The following is a 17911-nucleotide window of genomic DNA, read 5'->3' on the forward strand; positions in this document are numbered from 1 at the left end:
CGGCGACCTCGCGGCCTTTTTGCCGCCTGTCGCCGAGGAGGCTACGGACCGCCCGCTTCGCGCACGGGCGGCGGTGGCGAGCACCTTTCTGGCGGGCCTGGAGCTCGCGCGCGAAGGCACCCTAACCTTGGCGCAGCAGGTTCCGTTCAAAACACTGCAGCTTGCGATGGCGTGGACTGTGGCGTCTTCGGTTTCCGGGACGACACACCAGACTCTCTGAAGACATCAAGCGCGGGTCGCGCCGCGGTGCATTCGACAGCCGCCTCGATGTCGATAACGAACGGGATTACGTCGTCAACAAGCTTATGCCATCCGCCCTTCACGAGACCAACTTGCAGTCTCATTTAGTCTGGCATGGTTGCGATACTGTGGTGGTGACGGGAGGCTCCACATCAGGCTGCGCGTGCGCGACCGTGGTGGATGGGCTATGGCGCGGCTATCGGATGATCGTGCCCGAAGCATGCGTCGCCGATGTACATGCAAGCCCCCACTTCGCTAGTCTGCACGACATGCACAAGAAATATCCGGATGTGCTTCGAGTCGCCGAGGTGTTGGCGTTCTACAAAAGCCTAAGCTAACTGGTCGGTGAGAGTCGCGCGTTAAGCCAAACCGCCGCCTGTGCGAGAGCATCCCTTGCTTCTTGGATGTCGCGCGAGAAGAGGTGTCAAACATGCATCATGCCAGGCCGAATCTCGAGAGAAGCGGGAACGCCTTCCAACGCCGCCAGTTTCGCGAGACGGAAAGCGTCGTCGAGCAGGATTTCCTTCGCCGAAACCCGAATCAAAAGCGGAGGAAACTTTGAGAAATTGCCAGCGTTCGAATGGGCATATGGATGCTCGATCGCAGCCCCCGCGAGACAGATGTCGCGTGACCCGCCCAGCGTCGATGCAAATACCATCGGGTCCGTATCGGCGTTGCTGTCAATCGCATTCCAACGACCAGACCGCCGCCTGCGGAATCACCGGCAATGCCGATTGCCTCGGGTGGAAATCCTTAATCCAGCAGATACCGGTAGGCTGCGACGGCGTCTTCGACGGCGGCAGGGAAAGGATGCTCGGGCGCCATACGGAAGTCGATGCTGAGCACGGTACAGTCAAAACTCTCGGCAAAGGCGGGGGCCAATGGCCGATGGCTTTCGATGGATCCGCAGACATAGCCGCCGCCGTGAAGATAAAGGACGGCGCGCTGAGGTGTCAGCTCCGCACTTTGCAGCCATTCGGCCTTCATCGCGCCGGTCAAGGTGGTCGCCTGATGCAGCGTGTCTGGAATTGCGAAGTCATCCGCGTGGCTATACCAGCCTGCCCGAGCGCTCTCGACGGAGAAAGTCGGGGCAGGCCCGCACCGGCCTGGAGACGGTTGAGTATTGCCTCAAGCTCCTGCTGGTTCACGCTTCAGCCGCGGCGACAAAAGCCTGATCGAGAAGAATGGCGCGGGCCAGCAAGCGACGGTCGGAAAAGCGCGGGCCGGTGAGGGTCAGTCCCAGTGGCATGCCAGCCGGGCTGCGCATCGCGGGCAAGTTGACACAGGGAGCATGGAGCAGCGTCCAAATCTGGTTCATGACCGGACTGTCGGCACCCACACCGCTCGGTGCCTCGCCGGGAGCGCTGGGCGTGACGATCACATCAAAGCCGGAAGCGATCTCATCGAATTCCGTGCAGCAACGGGCCGCGAGATCGTAGGCGGCGAGCAAATCTTGGCCACACTCTCGATCTGCACGGCATCCCAAATTCTCGCGACCTCATCGGTTCTTTGACTTACGACAATCCCGCCTACCTTGGCGACCAAGCTTTCAATCCACACCTATTGGATCGGCTATCAGGTCGGCCTGATCTACTTCTCCGGCATCTTCGCGTCTTCCGTCGCCGGACGCCTGGTGAAGCGTGGGGGGTAGCGAGGCTCAACCAAATTGCGTTGCTTTGCGCTTCCGTCGGGATGCTGGGCCTGGCTACCGGATCCCTCCCGGTCATGATCGCGGGTTCGCTGCTCATCGGTATTGGATACGCGTTTAACAATCCCTGCTCATCGCATATGCTGCATGGGCAGACACCAGCCCGCCTGCGCAACATCATCTTTTCGATCAAGCAAGCAGGGGTTCCAGCGGGAGGAGTATTGGCCGCGCTTGCGATCCCACCTCTCACGGAAGCTTTCGGCTTCCATATCGCGCTGGCGCTGAGCGCCATCCCTTGCCTGGTGCTGGGCATGTTGTTGGCATCCTGCGAGATTGGTGGGATGACGACCGGAAGCCGGAAACCCGGGTTGGGGGCCGCGCAATCTGGGCGGGTCAGGTCCTTATCTGGTCCCGGCCGAGCCTTCGCGCGATTTCCCTGCTCGGCTTCTTCTACTCAGAAATCCAGTTGAGTGTTTCGGCTTTCACCGTTGCGATGCTGGTCACCGATCTCGGCTGGACTCCGATCCGGGCGGGCGGCGTTGCCGCGGTTGTGCAGGTGTGCGGTGCGGTGGGCCGTATCTCCTGGGGGATTGTCGCCGACGTGCTGGGTGCCGGCTTCCTGGTTCTCTCCGGCCTGGGCGTGGCGAGCGGCCTTCTGCATCCTGATTTTGTGGAGCGGCAGCTTGGTCGTCGGAGCGGAGATCGCCGTCCTTTGCGTTCTCGGCGCTTGCGCTGTGGGTTGGAACGAGATGGTCCTGGGTCCATTGGCCGTGCGCTTGACGTAGCCGACACCGTGGCAGCGGAGAACTGGGCGCGATGGCAAAAGGCAACCCAGACCTGGAACCGATGCTGACCTGATCATCAGGCTGGCAGTGGCAGGGCGAGACGGTCCTTGGCGTAAGAACCGCTGAACTCGCGATGTGCAGACGCTCGACCGCCTTCGTCCGCGAGGGTCGTCAGGTCGGCAGCGCCAATTTGTCCTGTGTCTTCGTCTCAAAGTCAGTGGCGTCATGACGTTCATGCAATTGGGACGAAGGTTCTCCAAAGATGCGGTTGACCATACGACCGCGACGGACCGCCGGCCGTTCGCCAATTGTGTCCGCCCAGCGCCGCAGATTCCCGTAATCCTGAACTGACAGAAACTCGGCAGCTTCATAAAGCCAGCCATTCACCAGACCACCATACCACGGCCAAACCGCTATATCCGCGATGGTGTAATCGCTTCCCGCCAAATACTCGGTTTCAGCGAGGCGGCGGTCGAGCACGTCGAGTTGGCGTTTCACCTCCATAGCGAATCGATCGATGGGGTATTCGAACTTCGACGGCGCATAGGCATAGAAATGGCCGAATCCTCCCCCTAGATAAGGTGCACTGCCCATTTGCCAAAACAGCCATGATAGGCATTCGGCCCGCCCCGGGCCGTCGGGTGGCAGGAAGGCCCCAAACTTTTCCGCCAGATAAAGCAAGATCGCACCCGACTCGAATACCCGGACCGGCGTCGGACCACCACGATCGATCAACGCTGGTATTTTTGAGTTTGGATTGGCCGCGACGAAACCGCTTCCGAACTGATCGCCGTCGCCGATTCTAATCAGCCAGGCGTCGTATTCCGCGCCGTGATGGCCAAGAGCCAGCAATTCCTCGAGCAGCACCGTGACCTTCACCCCATTCGGCGTTGCCAGTGAGTGGAGCTGAAGGGGATGGCGACCAACCGGCAAGTCCTTGTCATGCGTCGGTCCCGCGATCGGGCGATTGATATTCGCGAACCGGCCACCGTTCGCCTTGTTCCAGGTCCAGACTTTCGGCGGCGCATACTCTGAATCAGCCATATTAAACCTCCAGGCGTTGAAGAGCGGCAGTCGTGCGTTGAACATGACGAGCACGGTCGAGCATCCGGGACTGCCTCCACCCGAAGCGCTGCGCCACTCCGCATTCGGCCAACTCTCCGCGTGGAAGTTTGATGCGAACAAAAGGCATAGTGGCTATGTCCTGTCGTCTAAATGAGCGCGATCGGCGAACTCAGCGCTTTTCTTGCGTTGCTACCGAACCAGTACTGCTTGGCATAGACGCTTTTGCGCCGGAAGTCGTGGGTGAAGCTCGGGTTATTGCTTAATAGTAGCAAACAGAGTATTTCTTATATGGTAAGATCTGTCAAAAATATGAAACGGCTCTGCTCGAGGAGTTTGGGATGCGCCCTCCAAGCAGACGTAGTTAAAGGCCAATGTTGTGCCCCGGGACAAATCCTTCAGCGAGTCGGTCGGCAAAGAATTCAGAGAGCCGGAGAAGTGACATCCAAAAATAGCGAAGCCCGCGCGGGATTTCCAACATTCTCGTACGCTGGCGTCCCCAAAGGGCAAAAGTACGAGGCATGGCGCGAGGAATTTTGCCGGCGCTTCTGCCAGCTCGATGTCGAGCCGGGCACGGCCGAGCGAATCGAATGCACAGTTGAGGTGACCAAGATTGGCTCGCTGTCATTTGGAGCAGCCCAGGGCACATCCGGCAGCTTCTTGCGTACCCCGGACCTTCTCTCCGACGGCTGTGATGACCTTGTGCTGGTCACTGCGGTAACGGGTGATATCCTTACCGTCCAACGAGGACGCACTGTCGAGCTTCGGCCGACGCAAGCGTGCCTGATGTCCTTGGACGATGTCGCCGAGTGCGGTCTTAGCCAGGGAGCCCGATTTACCGCCCTTCGCATCCCGAGGCGCGAGCTAGTCGGCATTTGTGGGGAGGCGGAGGACAAGCTTTCCAAGCCGCTGGCGGGGAGCCTCCGCATACGCGAGATCGTTGCTGATTATTTCGCGCTCTGTGCAGCGAAAGCCGCTTCGCTTGACGCTCTCGGCCAGCACACGATGGCACGGCACATGACTGAACTTGTGGGGTTGCTGCTGAGAACGGATGTCAACGAGGCGATGCCGGCATTGCAGGACGGCTACGCCGCGGCACGCCTGCAGCTTATTCAAACTCAGATGCTCAAACGCCTTAGCGACGGCAATCTGACCATCCATTCGCTAGCTCGGCTAGTCGGGCTAAGCCCAAAGCAAATACAACGGTTATTCGGCGCAACCAATTTTACCTTCTCGGAGTTCTTACTCGAACAACGTCTGCTATTGGCGCACCGCCAGCTTTCCGCCGCAGGCGCCCGTGGAGATAAGATAAGCGCCATCGCATACGACGTCGGATTCGGCGACTTGTCCTACTTCAATCGGAGTTTTCGCAGCAGGTTCGGCATGACACCCTCCGAATGGCGTAATGCCCAGCCGGCACAGTAACAACCATTCTGGTTCGGAATGGACGACGGTCCCGAGCCTCGATAGGCCAGCTACTCAGGCTGCCGCGCAGTGCTACGCAGTGCGCACTCAACCTCCAGCGGGCGAACTCACCGATCGCATCGGGAGTAAAGACGTGTCCTGCTGAGCAATACGATTGTCCGCCAAATCCAAGACGCCAGTCGGAAGACATTGTGTATTGCGTGCAGCTCCAGCAGCTTTCTTGCCCGGGCGATTGAGGGAGAGAGAACTTGTCAATCATGGCAACATGCCATGCCGGTGCTCGTGTCAACGCGCGCGCCCGCGTGAGAGATGACCTCGCCTTTGCTAATCGTGGCGGAGGATTGGCAAGGCCTGGCGTGTCGGTGATCGAGCCCGTAATGCCCAGGGCCAACACCGGCGCAGGAGATCGGCCAGACCAAACCATATCGCGTACAGTGGTGCAATCCGTTGTCCCGAGTTCGTTTGCAAATCCTCTACCGCCGGGTCCCGTATTACAGCACGATTCAGTCGCAGTATCGGCAACGGCAACGGCAACGGCTCCGGCGTTCGAGACTACAATCTTGCCACATCTCAATGCCGCTTATGACCTAGCGCTTTGGCTAACACGTGACTCGGTCGAGGCAGAAGACACTGTTCAGGATGCCTGCGTTAGGGCTCTACGATATTTCTGCTCATTCCGCGGTGAAAGTGGGAGAGCTTGGCTGCTGAAGATTGTCCGTAATACAGCCTATGTTCGACTGAGGTCTCGCAACACGGTCGCAGAGGTCGCGTACGGCAATTTCGGAAGTGAATTTAACGACGGGGACATCGGCTTAGACCTTGCCGACCCTAATCCAGGACCGGAGGCCACTCTCTCGAACGCCCAGGAATTCGCACAGCTGAGGGCGGTGATGTCGGAGCTTCCGATCGATCTGCGCGAATGCCTCATACTTCGTGAGATGAGGGAGCTTACGTATAAAGAAATAGCTTGGATCACGGATGTCTCGATTGGCACTGTGATGTCGCGTCTGTATCGAGCGCGTCGCCTATTGATGGCGTCATGGAGTCGGCCCGACTTATCGACGGTGACAGCGCTTTTGTGATCTTTGAACGACGGACAAGATCGAGTGCGAAGCGAACGCACAATTCGGCTGAAGGGAATAAGAGAGCATGCCGTTCGTACGGAAAGTTTACGCTGCGTTTTTCGATGTATCGACTTTCATAAGACGAAGGCGCCGCGAGACAGGTCATTTTGAAAGTCTATGGGGTGCCGTTATGCGGGCGAGGCGGATATCCCGTGAGCGGGGGCAGCTTTTAGAGATGAGCGCCCGCATGCTCGCTGACATCGGCCTTTCGCCTGGCGATGCGCAGATGGAGGGCTCTCGATCCTTTTGGGACATACCGGCCTCGAAGACCCAGACCTCCCTTAGCTGCGATGACTCGCCCTCGCGCAGTCGAAGCCAAGCGCAAGGTCGGGAGGAGACCCGATGAAAAGTAGCACGTCCCGTGGCGTTGGTGCAGTCCTGCTCCTACCTCCGACGCGAACCGCTGGTTCGAGGGTCACTGATTTGATTTTAGCGCGGACTGGGGCATGATAAATTGCCGTGTTCTAGAAGTCGAGCTAAATAGAACCTTGTCCTAGACCTGGGCCGCCATGGCTCTCGGGAGCGTTGTCACGTGGACGCTTCCGCTTCGGGCACAGGCACGCATCTGCGAATGGAGCATGCCGGGTTCCGTACGGATCAGGAACAGGCGTACCAGGGAGCAAAATACGGGTGGCAACAGTTCCTGGCTAAGCTCGGCGAGGTTTTGGCGGGGACAGGCCGAAGCGAGCCGCGAGATAAAGGTAAATGAAAAGACGACATACCGCTCGATATCTTCGGGTAACGTGATCTGGTCAGAACTAGGAGCTTCACGGCCAGCCTCCGCGTTCCGCGCCGCGCCGAATTTTCCGTGCAGGCCGCAACGTTCGGCCTCGAGGTTGTTGAAGGTCTTGTATCAATCCGGATAGTCAGGCGTGAGATTGGCGCTCTATAGTGGCGGACAGATTTAGCGGGAAGATCGTCATTTCCATAGGCTCGCTTGACCCATTTACGGCTGCGGCGGTTGTGGTAGCCACGGCGGCCACAGACGCAGTTTACGTTATGTTTACGTCGGCTGTCTTGGCACGACGGCGGGTCGCTGCTGCGAGCTGGAGCAGCTTCTGGTATCTGTTGTCCTCCTACGCTGTGATCAGCTATACGGGAAATTGGGTCTATGTGTTTTTTGCGGCCTTGGGGTCTTGGGTTGGAGCCTATGCATCCATCACTTTTCTTCGGCGACACCCTACCGTTTCGCCAGCAGGAGGCGCCTTAGATAAGAAATGAGCGTGGAGGGTCCAGGATAGAGCACAACTCCAAAAGAATGAGTTTTTCCTTCCGCGGCAGGATCAGAGGACTTTGCCCGGGTTGAGAATGCCGTTGGGATCGAACATCGTCTTTGCGGAACGCATCACTTCCATTTCCACCGCGTGCTTTACGCCGGGGAGAAGCACACGTTTCGACTGTCCTATTCCATGTTCGGCCGAGATCGACCCATTGTATCGAGCGACGATTTCATGGACCACGACATTCACCTCCTCCCATCGCGCCAGAAAGGCTTCCTTGTCGCCGCCTAAAGGCTGGCTGACGTTGAAGTGGATATTGCCGTCGCCAACGTGACCGAAGGGAAGAACGCGCGCTCCTGGCACGAAGCGCTCGACGGCCGGAATGGCTTCGGCCAGGAAACGCGCGACATCCGAGACGGGGACGGAGACGTCATGCTTGATCGAACCTCCTTCACGGCCCTGCACTTCCGACATGCTCTCACGCGGTCGCCACAGGGCCTTGGCTTGTTCGATCGAGGCGGCCAGTACCGCGTCGAGCACGAGGCCTTGCTCCATGGCATCGCTCAACAGCGTCTCCAGGACGGTATCGATCCCGCTGTCGGTGCCGGAAGAAATCTCGATCAGGACATACCAGGCATAGGCGGTCGCGAGCGGATCGCGCGAGCCCAGATCATGCTTAATCGCAAGTTCGATGCCGAACCGTGGCATGAGTTCGAAAGCGGTAAGAGTGGCGCTGTTCTGCGCCTGCGCGATTTGCAGCAGGGCGAGTGCCGCCTCCGGGTCGGGCACCGCGACGAAGGCGGTCGCGACTGAGCGAGGGCGCGGGAAGAGCTTCAGGACGGCGGCCGTGACCACGCCCAAAGTACCCTCGGAACCGACGAACAGGCCGCGAAAATCGTAGCCCGTATTGTCTTTCCTCAAATGCCGCATGTTGCGCCAGAGGCGTCCGTCCGCGAGTACAACCTCCAGACCAAGCACAAGGTCTCGCATATTGCCGTAGGCAATGACGCCTGTGCCGCCAGCGTTGGTGCCGATATTGCCGCCGATCGTGCAACTCCCTTCCGATGGGAGCGACAGCGGAAACAGCCGATTGGCGGATTCCGCCGCTTCGCGGACCCGTTGTAGCGTAACCCCGGCCTCAACATCGATGGTGTTGCCGATTGGATCGATGGCACGGATAGCGTTCAGGCGGGCCAGTGACAGGACGATCTGGTGGCCGGATCCATCTGGTACTTGTCCGCCGACGAGGCCGGTATTGCCGCCTTGCGGGACGATCGCGGTACGTGTCGTGTTCGCGAGGGCCAGAATCTGTTGCACTTCCGCTGTGGAACCTGGCCGCAGCACGAGGGCGGCCCTACCGTGATATCGGTCACGCGGCTCCTCGACGAAGGGCTGCTGGTCTGAACGCTCGCGTATCGCATATCGGCCTCCGACAATCGCGGAAAACTGGGCAAGAAGATCGTCAGGTGGCATTGTCATGACGAGACGTTCGCAGTCCTAAATCTGAGGCCGACGACCGCGGTCTTCGGCCGACCGGTTAGCGCAAAATAGAAACTTCAGCTCGGGCCTTTGAAGATACGGTCGCAGGCATTGCTGAGGTGTTGACGCATCGCGGCCTTGGCGACTTCCTGGTCGCCCGCCTCAATCGCATTGTAGATCATCACATGCTCGGTCTGCACGCCCTGGATGTGTTCGGCCGTTCGTGACATCGACAATGTGCGCGCGAGATCGATGGTGAATTCGATTTGCTGGCGCATCGCCATCATCGCCGACACGAACCACTCATTGGCGGAGGCGCGGGTTACCGCCATATGAAAGCGAAAGTCCACGTCCCCACCAACCATTTTGGCTTCGATCATGGTGCCAAGTCCGATGAGGCTTTCGCGGATGATGGAAAGATCTTCCGGCGTGCGGTTGCCGGCGGCATGACAGGCCGCCTCCCCCTCAATCGCGATGCGGAAGGCATAGCATTTCGCGATCTGTTCCAGACTGCTGATCGGACCGAAGGCGATACGCGCGGCGAGTTCTAGATTGGCCGGGGTTTTCTTGACGTAGCTGCCAGACCCGCGCCGCGAGATGATCAAACCCTCGTCGCGGAGGCGGGACAGGGTTTCGCGCACGACCGGGCGCGAAACCCCGAATTGCTGCGCGATTTCCGTCTCCGCGGGCAGCCGGCTCCCATCTGTGAGCTCCCCACGGTCGATCAGGCCGACAAGCGCGTCGTACAGCTCGTCACCAAGGCGCCGCGATGGCCGAATGACTGCCACAACCTCTCCCCAAGCCATCAACTTGACAGACAACGCGTCCGAAAAAGTCGGCTCTGCCGCAATCCAGCGGTTATTTGCTTGACACAGTTACAGCTTCTGAACAACCCTATCCTGGTCATACGCCAGAAAAACATGGCGTGAAGGAGGGATATCCAAGATGGAGGTCGTGCAAGAAGCACGTTCCCGAACTGAGACTTCGCGCCTGCTGGAAATGGCCGGCATTTCCAAACGATTCGGCGGGACACAGGCCCTCAGGGACGTGTCGCTCACGGCTTGCCGCGGCGAAATCGTGGCTCTGCTCGGAGAGAACGGCGCAGGCAAATCCACGCTCATCAAAATCATGGCGGGGGTCGTGGCACTTGATTCCGGCAGCATTGCCTATGCGGGCCGCGACTACACCACCTCCGCGCGGCAAATGCCGATTTCGTTCATCCATCAGGATCTTGGCCTGATCGAGTGGATGACGGTCTCCGAAAATATTTGCCTGTCGCTTGGCTATCCCAAACGCTACGGCCTGCTCAACTGGTCCGATTCCCGCAAGCGCGCGGCCGAGGCGCTGAATCATCTAGGCGTTGACATCGACCCGGACGACCGGGTGCAGAATCTCAATCGCACGGAAAAATCGCTGGTCGCTATTTGCCGCGCTCTGGTGACGGAAGCGGAGCTTCTGGTTCTGGACGAACCGACGGCCAGTCTGCCGGCTGACGAGGTTGCCCGGCTATTCACCGTCCTGCGGCGCTTGCGGGAACGTGGCGTCGGAATGATCTATGTCTCCCATCGCCTCGATGAGGTCTTCGAGATTGCGGACCGCATGGTCGTTCTGCGCGACGGCCAAACGGTCGGAGACCGTGCCGTTGCCGAGGTGACGCCGCATGATGCGATTCTGATGATCGTTGGGCGCGAGCCCTCGCAGATCTTCAGGCGTCCGGTTGAAAAACTCGGGCAGCCACGGCTAGCGTTAGAGGGCGTCTGCATCGATGACGTCGGTCCCATCGACGCGGAGTTCCGCGCGGGTGAGGTCGTGGGATTGGTCGGGCTCCGCGGTGCGGGGCACGAGGCCGTGGGCCGCAGCTTATTCGGCCTGTTGCCGATGACGGCGGGTGTTTCCAAGCTCGACGGCACCCCATTCGCGGCGGTTTCCCCACGCCAGGCAATGGCGGCTGGCATCGTGCTGGTTTGGGGCGACCGCACATCCGGTTCGATCGTGCCGACGCTGTCCGTGCGCGAGAATTTGTTTCTCAACCCGCCCGCGGCCGGACACGGACTTTTCAAATATCTCTCGCCCTCGAAAGAGACATCCGCCGCGATAAAGCTCGGCGTGAGCGTCCATCTTCGGCCCAATGCACCGACCATGGCGATCGAGGCCCTGTCGGGCGGCAATCAGCAGAAGGTCGTCGTCGGACGTTGGCTGCATCTGCGCGGCAAGGTCTACATCTTTGAAGACCCGACGGCGGGAGTCGATGTCGGCGCCAAGGCCGAGATTTATCGGCTGTTCAATGAGGTCGTTGAACAGGGCGCCTGTATCATAGTGGTCTCAACGGATTTCGAGGAAGTGGCGAATGTCTGCCACCGTGCGCTCGTCTTCGACAGAGGCAAGGTCGTTGCTGAATTGCATAGCGACGACCTCTCCGTAGGCTCCCTTCTCGCTGCTGCCTCGGCGCGCGTGGGCCCTGTCGAAACGCTCTCTTCCAGTCACGGGTGAGGCCATGCAATCCCTGGAATCCAATGCGCTCGAGCCGACCCGATCCGAACTCAAGGGCCTTTCGCGGATCGAGGTCATCCGCCGGCTCTTGCCCGTTTACGGTTTGCCGGTTCTGACGGTCATTCTGATCGTCGTCTTTTCCATTCTCTTGCCCGACACATTTCCGACCATGCTCAATGTGCGGTCCATCCTGAGCGATAAAGCGATCATCGCTTTGCTATCGCTGGCCGCGATGCTGCCTATGATGGCGGGGCGTATCGATCTCACGGTCGGCTACGGCATCGTGCTCTGGCATATCCTGGCGATCAGCTTGCAAACCCAGTACGGCTTGAGCTGGGAAGTCGCGGTCGTGCTGGTTCTTCTGGCCGGGGCGTTTTGTGGGCTGATCAATGGACTCCTCGTCGAGATCGCAAAGATCGACAGCTTCATAGCGACTTTGGGTACTGGCACAATTATTTACGCGCTCGCTTTGTGGCATACCGGCGGCCAGCAGGTGATGGGCCATCTTCCGCGCGGCTTTCTCGAAATCAACGGAACCTGGTTTGTCGGCCTGCCCATCACCGCCTTCTACGTCCTGGCGCTTGCTGTTCTGCTCTGGATCGTTACCGAGCGGCTGCCGATGGGCCGGTTCATCTATGCGATCGGCGCCAATCCGCGAGCCGCCGCTTTGAACGGCATTCCGGTCCGCGGCTATGTGATCGGCGTGTTCGTCGCTTCCAGCACATTGACCGCTTTCGCCGGCATCGTGCTTGCCAGCAAGTTGAGAATCGGACAGGCGAGCGTCGGGCTCGAATATCTCTTGCCGGCTCTCGTCGGGGCTTTCCTCGGATCGACGACGATCAAGCCGGGCCGTGTCAATGTCTGGGGGACGCTGGTTGGCGTGCTGATCCTGGCCGTGGGCATCTCGGGTATTCAGCAGTTTGGCGGGGCTTTCTTTGTTGAGCCACTGTTCAACGGAGCCACGCTTGTCGTCGCGATCGGCATCGCCGGATACGCGCAACGCCGGCGCTCGGTGACCCGCCGGAGGGATTCCAATCCGGCAACGTAAACTCTCAATGGCCGCGCCCAATCGATAATGACGGCCTTTCAATGAAAGACGGAGGGATACATGTCTCTGAATCACTGCCGACTGACTGGGCTTCTCCTCGCCTCTGCCGCGTTCATTACCATGACGGCATCCTTCGCGATGGCGGATGATGCGTATATGACATCAGCCAAAGACTATATCGCGAAGGTTACCGCCTCCGCGCCACCCTGGAGCGGACCCACCACCGGCCCGAAGGATGTTGGACATAAGCTCGTCGTTTATGTCGCCACGGACGAACGCAACGGCGGTGTGAAAGGCGTCAGCGATGGCGCGGCGGAAGCCGCGAAGGTCATGGGTTGGACCTATCGAACACTGGACGGGCAGGGCTCGGTTTCCGGCCGTGCAACAGCCATGAGCCAGGCGATCGCCCTCAAGCCAGACGGAATCATCCTGGGCTCGGTCGATGCCGCTGAACAGGCACCGTTGATCGAGCAGGCAGTCCAGCAAGGCGTCAAGATTGTCGCTTGGCACTCCGGACCCAAGCCGGGCAAGCTGGATAACTCTCCGATCTTCACCAATATCACGACAGATCCGCTGGATGTCGCCAAGGCCTCCGCGCTCTATGCGGTGGTCGACTCGGGTGGCAAGGCCAATGTCGTGCTGTTCACAGACAGCATTTATTCCATCGCGACAGCTAAGACCAACGCCGAGGCCGCGGTTCTCAAGGGCTGTGCCGGGTGCTCCATCCTGGCGATTGAGGACACGCCGCTGGGCGACGTCTCCAACCGCATGCCGCAGCTGACGACGTCGTTGCTGTCGAAGTTTGGCACGAAATGGACCTATTCGATCGGCGTCAACGACCTCTACTACGACTTCATCGCGCCGTCCTTGCAGGCGGCCGGTATCGCGGGTGACGGCTATCCGCGCAATATCTCGGCCGGCGACGGATCGAAATCAGCTTTCGAGCGGATCCGGGATAAGCAATATCAGATCGGCACGGTTGCAGATCCGCTTACGCTTCAGGGATGGCAATCCATCGATGAGATGAACCGCGCCTTCGCGGGACAGCCGCCGAGCGGATTCGTCAATCCGGTCCATCTTTTTACCGCTGCCAATATCGATGATGATGGCGGCAAGAATGGCTTATTCGAGCCCGCGAACGGCTACCGCGACGCCTACAAAAAGATCTGGGGCAAGTAAAACCGAGTCTGGGAGGGGCCGTTGCGCCCCTCCGGATTGCGGACGCCGCGCTTCACTCACAGGAGATGATGATGACGACTCTACCCACGCCGACTCATGCCCGCAATATGCGCCTCATCGGTCACAGTGACCAAGGCGGACGCGAAGACGGCGTGCAGATCATGATTCACCGCGGCTTCGCCTATATCGGGCATATTTTCTCAAAGGGCTTCAGCGTTCTCGATGTCTCGGATCCGAAGAATATCAAGCCGGTGAACTACATCGCGTCACCCTTCAATACCTGGAACCTGCATTTGCAGACGCATGAGGATCTTCTCCTCGTCGTTCATGCGAAGGATATGTTCGCGCAGCCCGAATTGGAGGACGAGAAAAATTACTACAAGGGCAAGGCTGATTTCCACGCCAAGGAGGCGGTGGCGGAACAGAACTGGTCGGCGGGTCTCGCGGTCTATGATATTTCGAGCCCGGCCAATCCCCGTCAGATTGGCTTCATGTCAGTCAAGGGCGGCGGGCTGCATCGTTGCTGGTATACTGGTGGACGCTGGGCCTATGCCTCCGCCCTGCTCGACGGTTTCAGCGATTACATCCTGATCACCATCGACATGAGCGACCCGAAGAATCCCGTCGAGGCTGGACGTTTTTGGCTGCCGGGCATGAATGTCGCGGCCGGCGAGAAGGCGAATTGGCCGGCGGAATTCGGCCGCTACGGGCTGCACCACCCCATCGTTAGTGGCGATACGGCCTATTGCAGCTGGCGGGACGCTTGTCTCGTTGTGGTGGATGTGGCCGACCGGACCAAGCCCAAGCTGATCACCCACAAGAGCTGGGCACCCCCGCTCGGCGGCGGCACGCACAATGCGCTCCCCCTGCCTAAGCGCGAGCTGCTCGTCGTAGTCGATGAGACCGTGCTGGATAACCGAGAGGACGGCGAGAAGCCGATTTGGCTCTTCGACAATCGGGTCAAGTCCAATCCGATCAGCATTTCTACCCTGCCGGAGCCGGATGATACGGATTATCTCGCGGTCGGCGGCCATTTCGGACCGCACAATATCCACGAGAACCGCCCCGGTAGCTTCGTTAGCGAAGACCTAATCTTTGCGACGTATCAGAATGCCGGTGTGCGCGTTTACGACATCAGGAACAAATTCCAGCCCAAGGAAGTGGGTGCGCTGGTGCCGCCTCCGCCCGCTCGAATGGTCGATCCCCGGCCAAACCGGGTCAAGGTTCTGCATTCCGCCGACGTTTTCGTCGATGCGAATGGGCTGATCTACGCAACGGACTTCAATGCCGGCCTCTACGTCATGGAATACACTGGCTGAACCGAAAGCAATCTTCATGCTGATCGATCTTCGAACCTATACCACCCGTCCCGGCACCTTGCAGAAGCAGCTTAAGCTTTACGCCGAACGCGGTTTTCCAGTGCAGCGCCGGCTCGCTGGGGACCCGCTGGCTTTTCTTGTGACGGAAACGGGGCCGCTCAATTCCTACGTTCACCTTTGGCGGTATGAGGATGCGGCGCATCGGGCGCAAATAAGGTCCACCCTTCAGGCGGATCCGGATTGGATCGCCTATCTCGCCGAAAGTGCCGAGGCGGGCAACCTTATCGCGCAAGAGAACAGGCTGATGGTGCCGGCGGCCTTCGCGCCGCTGCCACGATAGCGTAGGACGCCGAGGATACACAGCATGAAGAATTGCGAATGACCGTGCCGAATGCAGCCCCGCGTACCGGAGGCCAGCTCGTCGTCGATTGCTTGCTCGCGCAGGGGGTGGAGCACGTTTTCTGCGTGCCCGGGGAGAGTTTCCTGGCAGTTCTCGATGCCCTGCACGGCACGCCGATCGCCTTGACCGTCTGCCGCCAGGAAGGGGGCGCCACCATGATGGCGGACGCCGTGGGGCGGCTGACGGGCCGTCCCGGCATCGCAATGGTGACGCGCGGTCCGGGGGCGACGAACGCTTCCCCCGGCGTCCACATTGCCAGGCACGATTCTGTGCCCCTGATCTTGTTCGTCGGCCAGATCGCGCGTGACATGAAGGGGCGGGGCGCCTTTCAGGAGATGGATTTCAACGCGGTCTTCGGAACCATGGCCAAATGGGTGGTCGAGATCGAGGACGCCGCCCGCATTCCGGAAATCCTATCCCGCGCCTTCCACGTCGCCATGCAGGGGCGGCCGGGACCCGTCGTCATTTCCTTGCCCGAGGATATGCTGACGGATGTCGCGCTGGCCTTTCCGGGGGCCAGGGTTGAACCGGTGGAGACGGCGCCGAGCGCGTCTCAGCTCTCCGCGCTGCATGATCTGTTGGAGCAGGCTAAGAAACCCGTGCTGCTTTTGGGTGGCGCGGGATGGACGGTCGACAGCATCGCGCGGTTGCGTGGCTTCATCGAGCGCTACGACCTGCCGGTCTTCACGACTTTCCGCCGCGCGACACTTCTGAGCGGCGACCACCCGAATTACGGCGGCGAGCTTGGCATCGGTCCTAACCCGAAGCTGAGAGCGCGGATCGAGGCCGCCGATCTTGTGCTGATGTTCGGCACCCGCATGGCCGAGATTCCGTCACAGGGCTACACCCTGTTCGACATCCCCACGCCGCGGCAGAAAATGGTTCACGTCCATGCAGATGCGGCGGAACTCGGCCGGGTCTATCATCCGGCCCTCGCAATTCAGGCGACGGCGGTTGGGCTTGCCGAGGGCCTAACCTTACTTTCGCCTGTGCGGGACATTCCGTGGCGCAAGGAGACCCAGCAGGCGCGTGCGGATTTCCTCGCCTGGACCAGCATCGCACCCAAATTGCCGGGGTCGGTGCAATATGGCGAGGTCATGGTCTGGCTGCGCGATCGGCTGCCGCCGGACGCGATCGTGACCAACGGCGCCGGCAATTACACAATCTGGGTTCAGCGCTTTCTGCGTTTCCGATCCTTTGGTTCGCAGCTTGCACCGATCTCCGGTTCCATGGGCTATGGTCTGCCGGCGGCCGTTGGGGCCAAACGCATCCAGCCTGGGCGCATGGTCGTGTGCTTCGCGGGCGATGGGTGTTTCCTCATGAACGGCCAGGAATTCGCGACGGCCGTGCAATACGATCTGCCTATCATTGTCATTGTCGTCGATAATGGCATGTACGGAACGATCCGCATGCATCAGGAACGCCACTATCCCGGCCGCGTCTCGGGCACCGACCTCCGCAATCCGGACTTCGCGGGTTATGCGCGTGCCTTTGGCGGGCACGGCGAAAAAGTCGAGAGGACCGAGGATTTCGAGGCGGCTTTCGAACGGGCCTTTGCCTCTGGGCTGCCGTCGATCATTCACCTGATCGTCGATCCCGAGGCCCTCACGCCGGGCGCGAGCCTTTCCGCGATCCGAGAGAAAGCACTGCGGGATCAGGCGCTCGCCTCGGGCTGATCCACTTGTTTCCCTGGGAATACGGCTAGCCACTCGATTGAGAAGGTGGCTGTTCACGCCAGCGATAGTCCGAATACCTCCGCGAATCCTCGCAGCCCGCTCGGGGTGACCAGCACGGCGCGGCTGTCGCGCTCGCGCTCGATCCAACCGAGTTCGCCGCACCGCCGGCAGAGCGCGGCGCCTAATCTGCCCGCCAAATGCGGTCGGCGCTCGCTCCAATCGAGGCACGGACGGCACAACAGGCGGCGCGTGCGCCCAGAGGGCTCGGCCGCAATGCCAAACCGCTCAAGCCAAGCCAGGCCGCTCTGGGTGAGTTCACCCGCTTCGTCCCCGAGCACGACAATGTCTTGCGCGACTAGGCGGTCGGCGATTCCGACGCCGAGTTGCCCGGCCAAATGGTCGTAACACGTCCGCGCGCGACGCAGGTTCGGAGCGATCCTGGGTGTCGCGCGGCGACGCGGCTCGGCCGGATCGGCATTGTTGGCCACAACCATCATGCTTTCCAGCATGCGCGCGATCTCCGGGGAGGCGAGCCGGAAGTACCGGTGGCGCCCTTGCTTTGCGACGCTAATCAGGCCGCCTGCGACGAGCTTGGCGAGATGCTCGCTCGCGGTAGAGGCGGCGACGCCGCCCGACCAGGCGAGTTCGCTTGCCGTGAGCGCACGGCCGTCGAATAGCGCTGACAGCATATTGGCGCGGCCAGGGTCGCCTACCAGCGCGCCGATTTCGGAGATGGGAAGTCCGGCTGACATTCGGGCATCCTACGCCGACCTGCGCCAGACCGCACGCCCTGATGCTTCGGCCAGGACCGAAGCA

18 protein-coding genes and 2 pseudogenes are annotated in these 17911 nt (G+C 60.2%); 13 read left to right on the top strand and 7 right to left on the bottom strand.

Annotated features, from left to right (window positions below; translation table 11 throughout):
* Together GSQ83_RS30575 and GSQ83_RS13620 are read left to right on the top strand one after the other, a co-directional pair.
* Positions 1 to 220 (top strand): annotated as a pseudogene (locus GSQ83_RS30575) (hypothetical protein); the annotation flags it as partial.
* On the top strand, positions 162 to 578 hold the full coding sequence (locus GSQ83_RS13620) for an isochorismatase family protein (protein WP_254065677.1): 417 nt from the start codon (positions 162 to 164) through the stop codon (positions 576 to 578). The pseudogene GSQ83_RS30575 and the gene GSQ83_RS13620, both read left to right, overlap by 59 nt.
* Positions 579 to 664: 86 nt before the next feature.
* On the opposite strand, the gene GSQ83_RS31290 is transcribed toward GSQ83_RS13620, so the two are convergent.
* The 3 genes from GSQ83_RS31290 to GSQ83_RS13635 all read right to left on the bottom strand — a co-directional run bounded on the left by GSQ83_RS31290 (position 665) and on the right by GSQ83_RS13635 (position 1690).
* Positions 665 to 898 carry an alpha/beta hydrolase fold domain-containing protein gene (locus GSQ83_RS31290; RefSeq protein WP_158803428.1) on the bottom strand — a complete coding sequence of 78 codons (234 nt, stop codon included), beginning with the start codon at positions 896 to 898 and terminating at the stop codon, positions 665 to 667.
* A gap of 95 nt (positions 899 to 993) precedes the next feature.
* Complete coding sequence (locus tag GSQ83_RS13630) at positions 994 to 1239, bottom strand: alpha/beta hydrolase (RefSeq protein ID WP_158803429.1); 246 nt, start codon at positions 1237 to 1239, stop codon at positions 994 to 996.
* A gap of 145 nt (positions 1240 to 1384) precedes the next feature.
* Positions 1385 to 1690 carry an amidase family protein gene (locus tag GSQ83_RS13635; protein ID WP_158803430.1) on the bottom strand — a complete coding sequence of 102 codons (306 nt, stop codon included), beginning with the start codon at positions 1688 to 1690 and terminating at the stop codon, positions 1385 to 1387.
* A 275-nt stretch (positions 1691 to 1965) separates the two neighbouring features.
* Here GSQ83_RS13635 and GSQ83_RS31295 point away from each other — a divergent pair.
* Together GSQ83_RS31295 and GSQ83_RS13645 are read left to right on the top strand one after the other, a co-directional pair.
* Positions 1966 to 2148, top strand: a pseudogene (locus tag GSQ83_RS31295) (MFS transporter); the annotation flags it as partial.
* A 35-nt stretch (positions 2149 to 2183) separates the two neighbouring features.
* The gene (locus tag GSQ83_RS13645; protein ID WP_254065678.1) at positions 2184 to 2741 is read left to right on the top strand and encodes a hypothetical protein; all 558 of its coding nucleotides are present in this window, start codon (positions 2184 to 2186) and stop codon (positions 2739 to 2741) included.
* A gap of 103 nt (positions 2742 to 2844) precedes the next feature.
* On the opposite strand, the gene yghU is transcribed toward GSQ83_RS13645, so the two are convergent.
* The gene (yghU, locus tag GSQ83_RS13650; protein WP_158803515.1) at positions 2845 to 3717 is read right to left on the bottom strand and encodes a glutathione-dependent disulfide-bond oxidoreductase; all 873 of its coding nucleotides are present in this window, start codon (positions 3715 to 3717) and stop codon (positions 2845 to 2847) included.
* A 261-nt stretch (positions 3718 to 3978) separates the two neighbouring features.
* Between yghU and GSQ83_RS13655 the strand changes: the two genes are divergently transcribed.
* From GSQ83_RS13655 to GSQ83_RS31305, 3 genes are all read left to right on the top strand, one after another.
* Positions 3979 to 5160 (top strand): AraC family transcriptional regulator, encoded by a 1182-nt coding sequence (locus GSQ83_RS13655; RefSeq protein WP_158803433.1) that lies wholly within the window; start codon positions 3979 to 3981, stop codon positions 5158 to 5160.
* Positions 5161 to 5537: 377 nt separating this feature from the next.
* Positions 5538 to 6242, top strand: a complete 705-nt coding sequence (locus tag GSQ83_RS31300) for a sigma-70 family RNA polymerase sigma factor (RefSeq protein ID WP_371418019.1) — start codon at positions 5538 to 5540, stop codon at positions 6240 to 6242.
* Between the two features lie 67 nt (positions 6243 to 6309).
* Positions 6310 to 6630 (top strand): DUF1127 domain-containing protein, encoded by a 321-nt coding sequence (locus GSQ83_RS31305; RefSeq protein ID WP_158803435.1) that lies wholly within the window; start codon positions 6310 to 6312, stop codon positions 6628 to 6630.
* A gap of 937 nt (positions 6631 to 7567) precedes the next feature.
* On the opposite strand, the gene GSQ83_RS13680 is transcribed toward GSQ83_RS31305, so the two are convergent.
* Both GSQ83_RS13680 and GSQ83_RS13685 read right to left on the bottom strand, forming a co-directional pair.
* Positions 7568 to 8983 carry an FAD-binding oxidoreductase gene (locus GSQ83_RS13680; protein ID WP_254065679.1) on the bottom strand — a complete coding sequence of 472 codons (1416 nt, stop codon included), beginning with the start codon at positions 8981 to 8983 and terminating at the stop codon, positions 7568 to 7570.
* Positions 8984 to 9060: 77 nt separating this feature from the next.
* Positions 9061 to 9771: a FadR/GntR family transcriptional regulator gene (locus GSQ83_RS13685; protein WP_158803436.1), complete on the bottom strand. Its 711-nt coding sequence runs from the start codon at positions 9769 to 9771 to the stop codon at positions 9061 to 9063.
* 157 nt (positions 9772 to 9928) lie between these two features.
* On the opposite strand from GSQ83_RS13685, the gene GSQ83_RS13690 reads away from it, so the two are divergent.
* The 6 genes from GSQ83_RS13690 (at position 9929) to GSQ83_RS13715 (ending at position 17095) form a co-directional block, all read left to right on the top strand.
* On the top strand, positions 9929 to 11473 hold the full coding sequence (locus GSQ83_RS13690) for a sugar ABC transporter ATP-binding protein (protein ID WP_158803437.1): 1545 nt from the start codon (positions 9929 to 9931) through the stop codon (positions 11471 to 11473).
* Between the two features lie 4 nt (positions 11474 to 11477).
* Positions 11478 to 12521 carry an ABC transporter permease gene (locus GSQ83_RS13695; RefSeq protein ID WP_158803438.1) on the top strand — a complete coding sequence of 348 codons (1044 nt, stop codon included), beginning with the start codon at positions 11478 to 11480 and terminating at the stop codon, positions 12519 to 12521.
* 60 nt (positions 12522 to 12581) lie between these two features.
* Positions 12582 to 13700, top strand: coding sequence for a substrate-binding domain-containing protein (locus GSQ83_RS13700; RefSeq protein ID WP_174246663.1), 1119 nt, complete (start codon positions 12582 to 12584; stop codon positions 13698 to 13700).
* 71 nt (positions 13701 to 13771) lie between these two features.
* Complete coding sequence (locus GSQ83_RS13705; protein WP_158803519.1) at positions 13772 to 15019, top strand: LVIVD repeat-containing protein; 1248 nt, start codon at positions 13772 to 13774, stop codon at positions 15017 to 15019.
* Between the two features lie 16 nt (positions 15020 to 15035).
* Positions 15036 to 15359 carry an NIPSNAP family protein gene (locus GSQ83_RS13710; protein WP_158803439.1) on the top strand — a complete coding sequence of 108 codons (324 nt, stop codon included), beginning with the start codon at positions 15036 to 15038 and terminating at the stop codon, positions 15357 to 15359.
* Positions 15360 to 15397: 38 nt separating this feature from the next.
* The gene (locus GSQ83_RS13715; protein WP_158803440.1) at positions 15398 to 17095 is read left to right on the top strand and encodes a thiamine pyrophosphate-binding protein; all 1698 of its coding nucleotides are present in this window, start codon (positions 15398 to 15400) and stop codon (positions 17093 to 17095) included.
* 53 nt (positions 17096 to 17148) lie between these two features.
* On the opposite strand, the gene GSQ83_RS13720 is transcribed toward GSQ83_RS13715, so the two are convergent.
* Positions 17149 to 17847 (bottom strand): helix-turn-helix transcriptional regulator, encoded by a 699-nt coding sequence (locus tag GSQ83_RS13720; RefSeq protein ID WP_158803441.1) that lies wholly within the window; start codon positions 17845 to 17847, stop codon positions 17149 to 17151.
* Between the last annotated feature and the right edge of the window lie 64 nt (positions 17848 to 17911).

Origin of the sequence: Acidisoma sp. L85 (assembly GCF_009765865.1) — a bacterium.
Classification (GTDB): domain Bacteria; phylum Pseudomonadota; class Alphaproteobacteria; order Acetobacterales; family Acetobacteraceae; genus Acidisoma.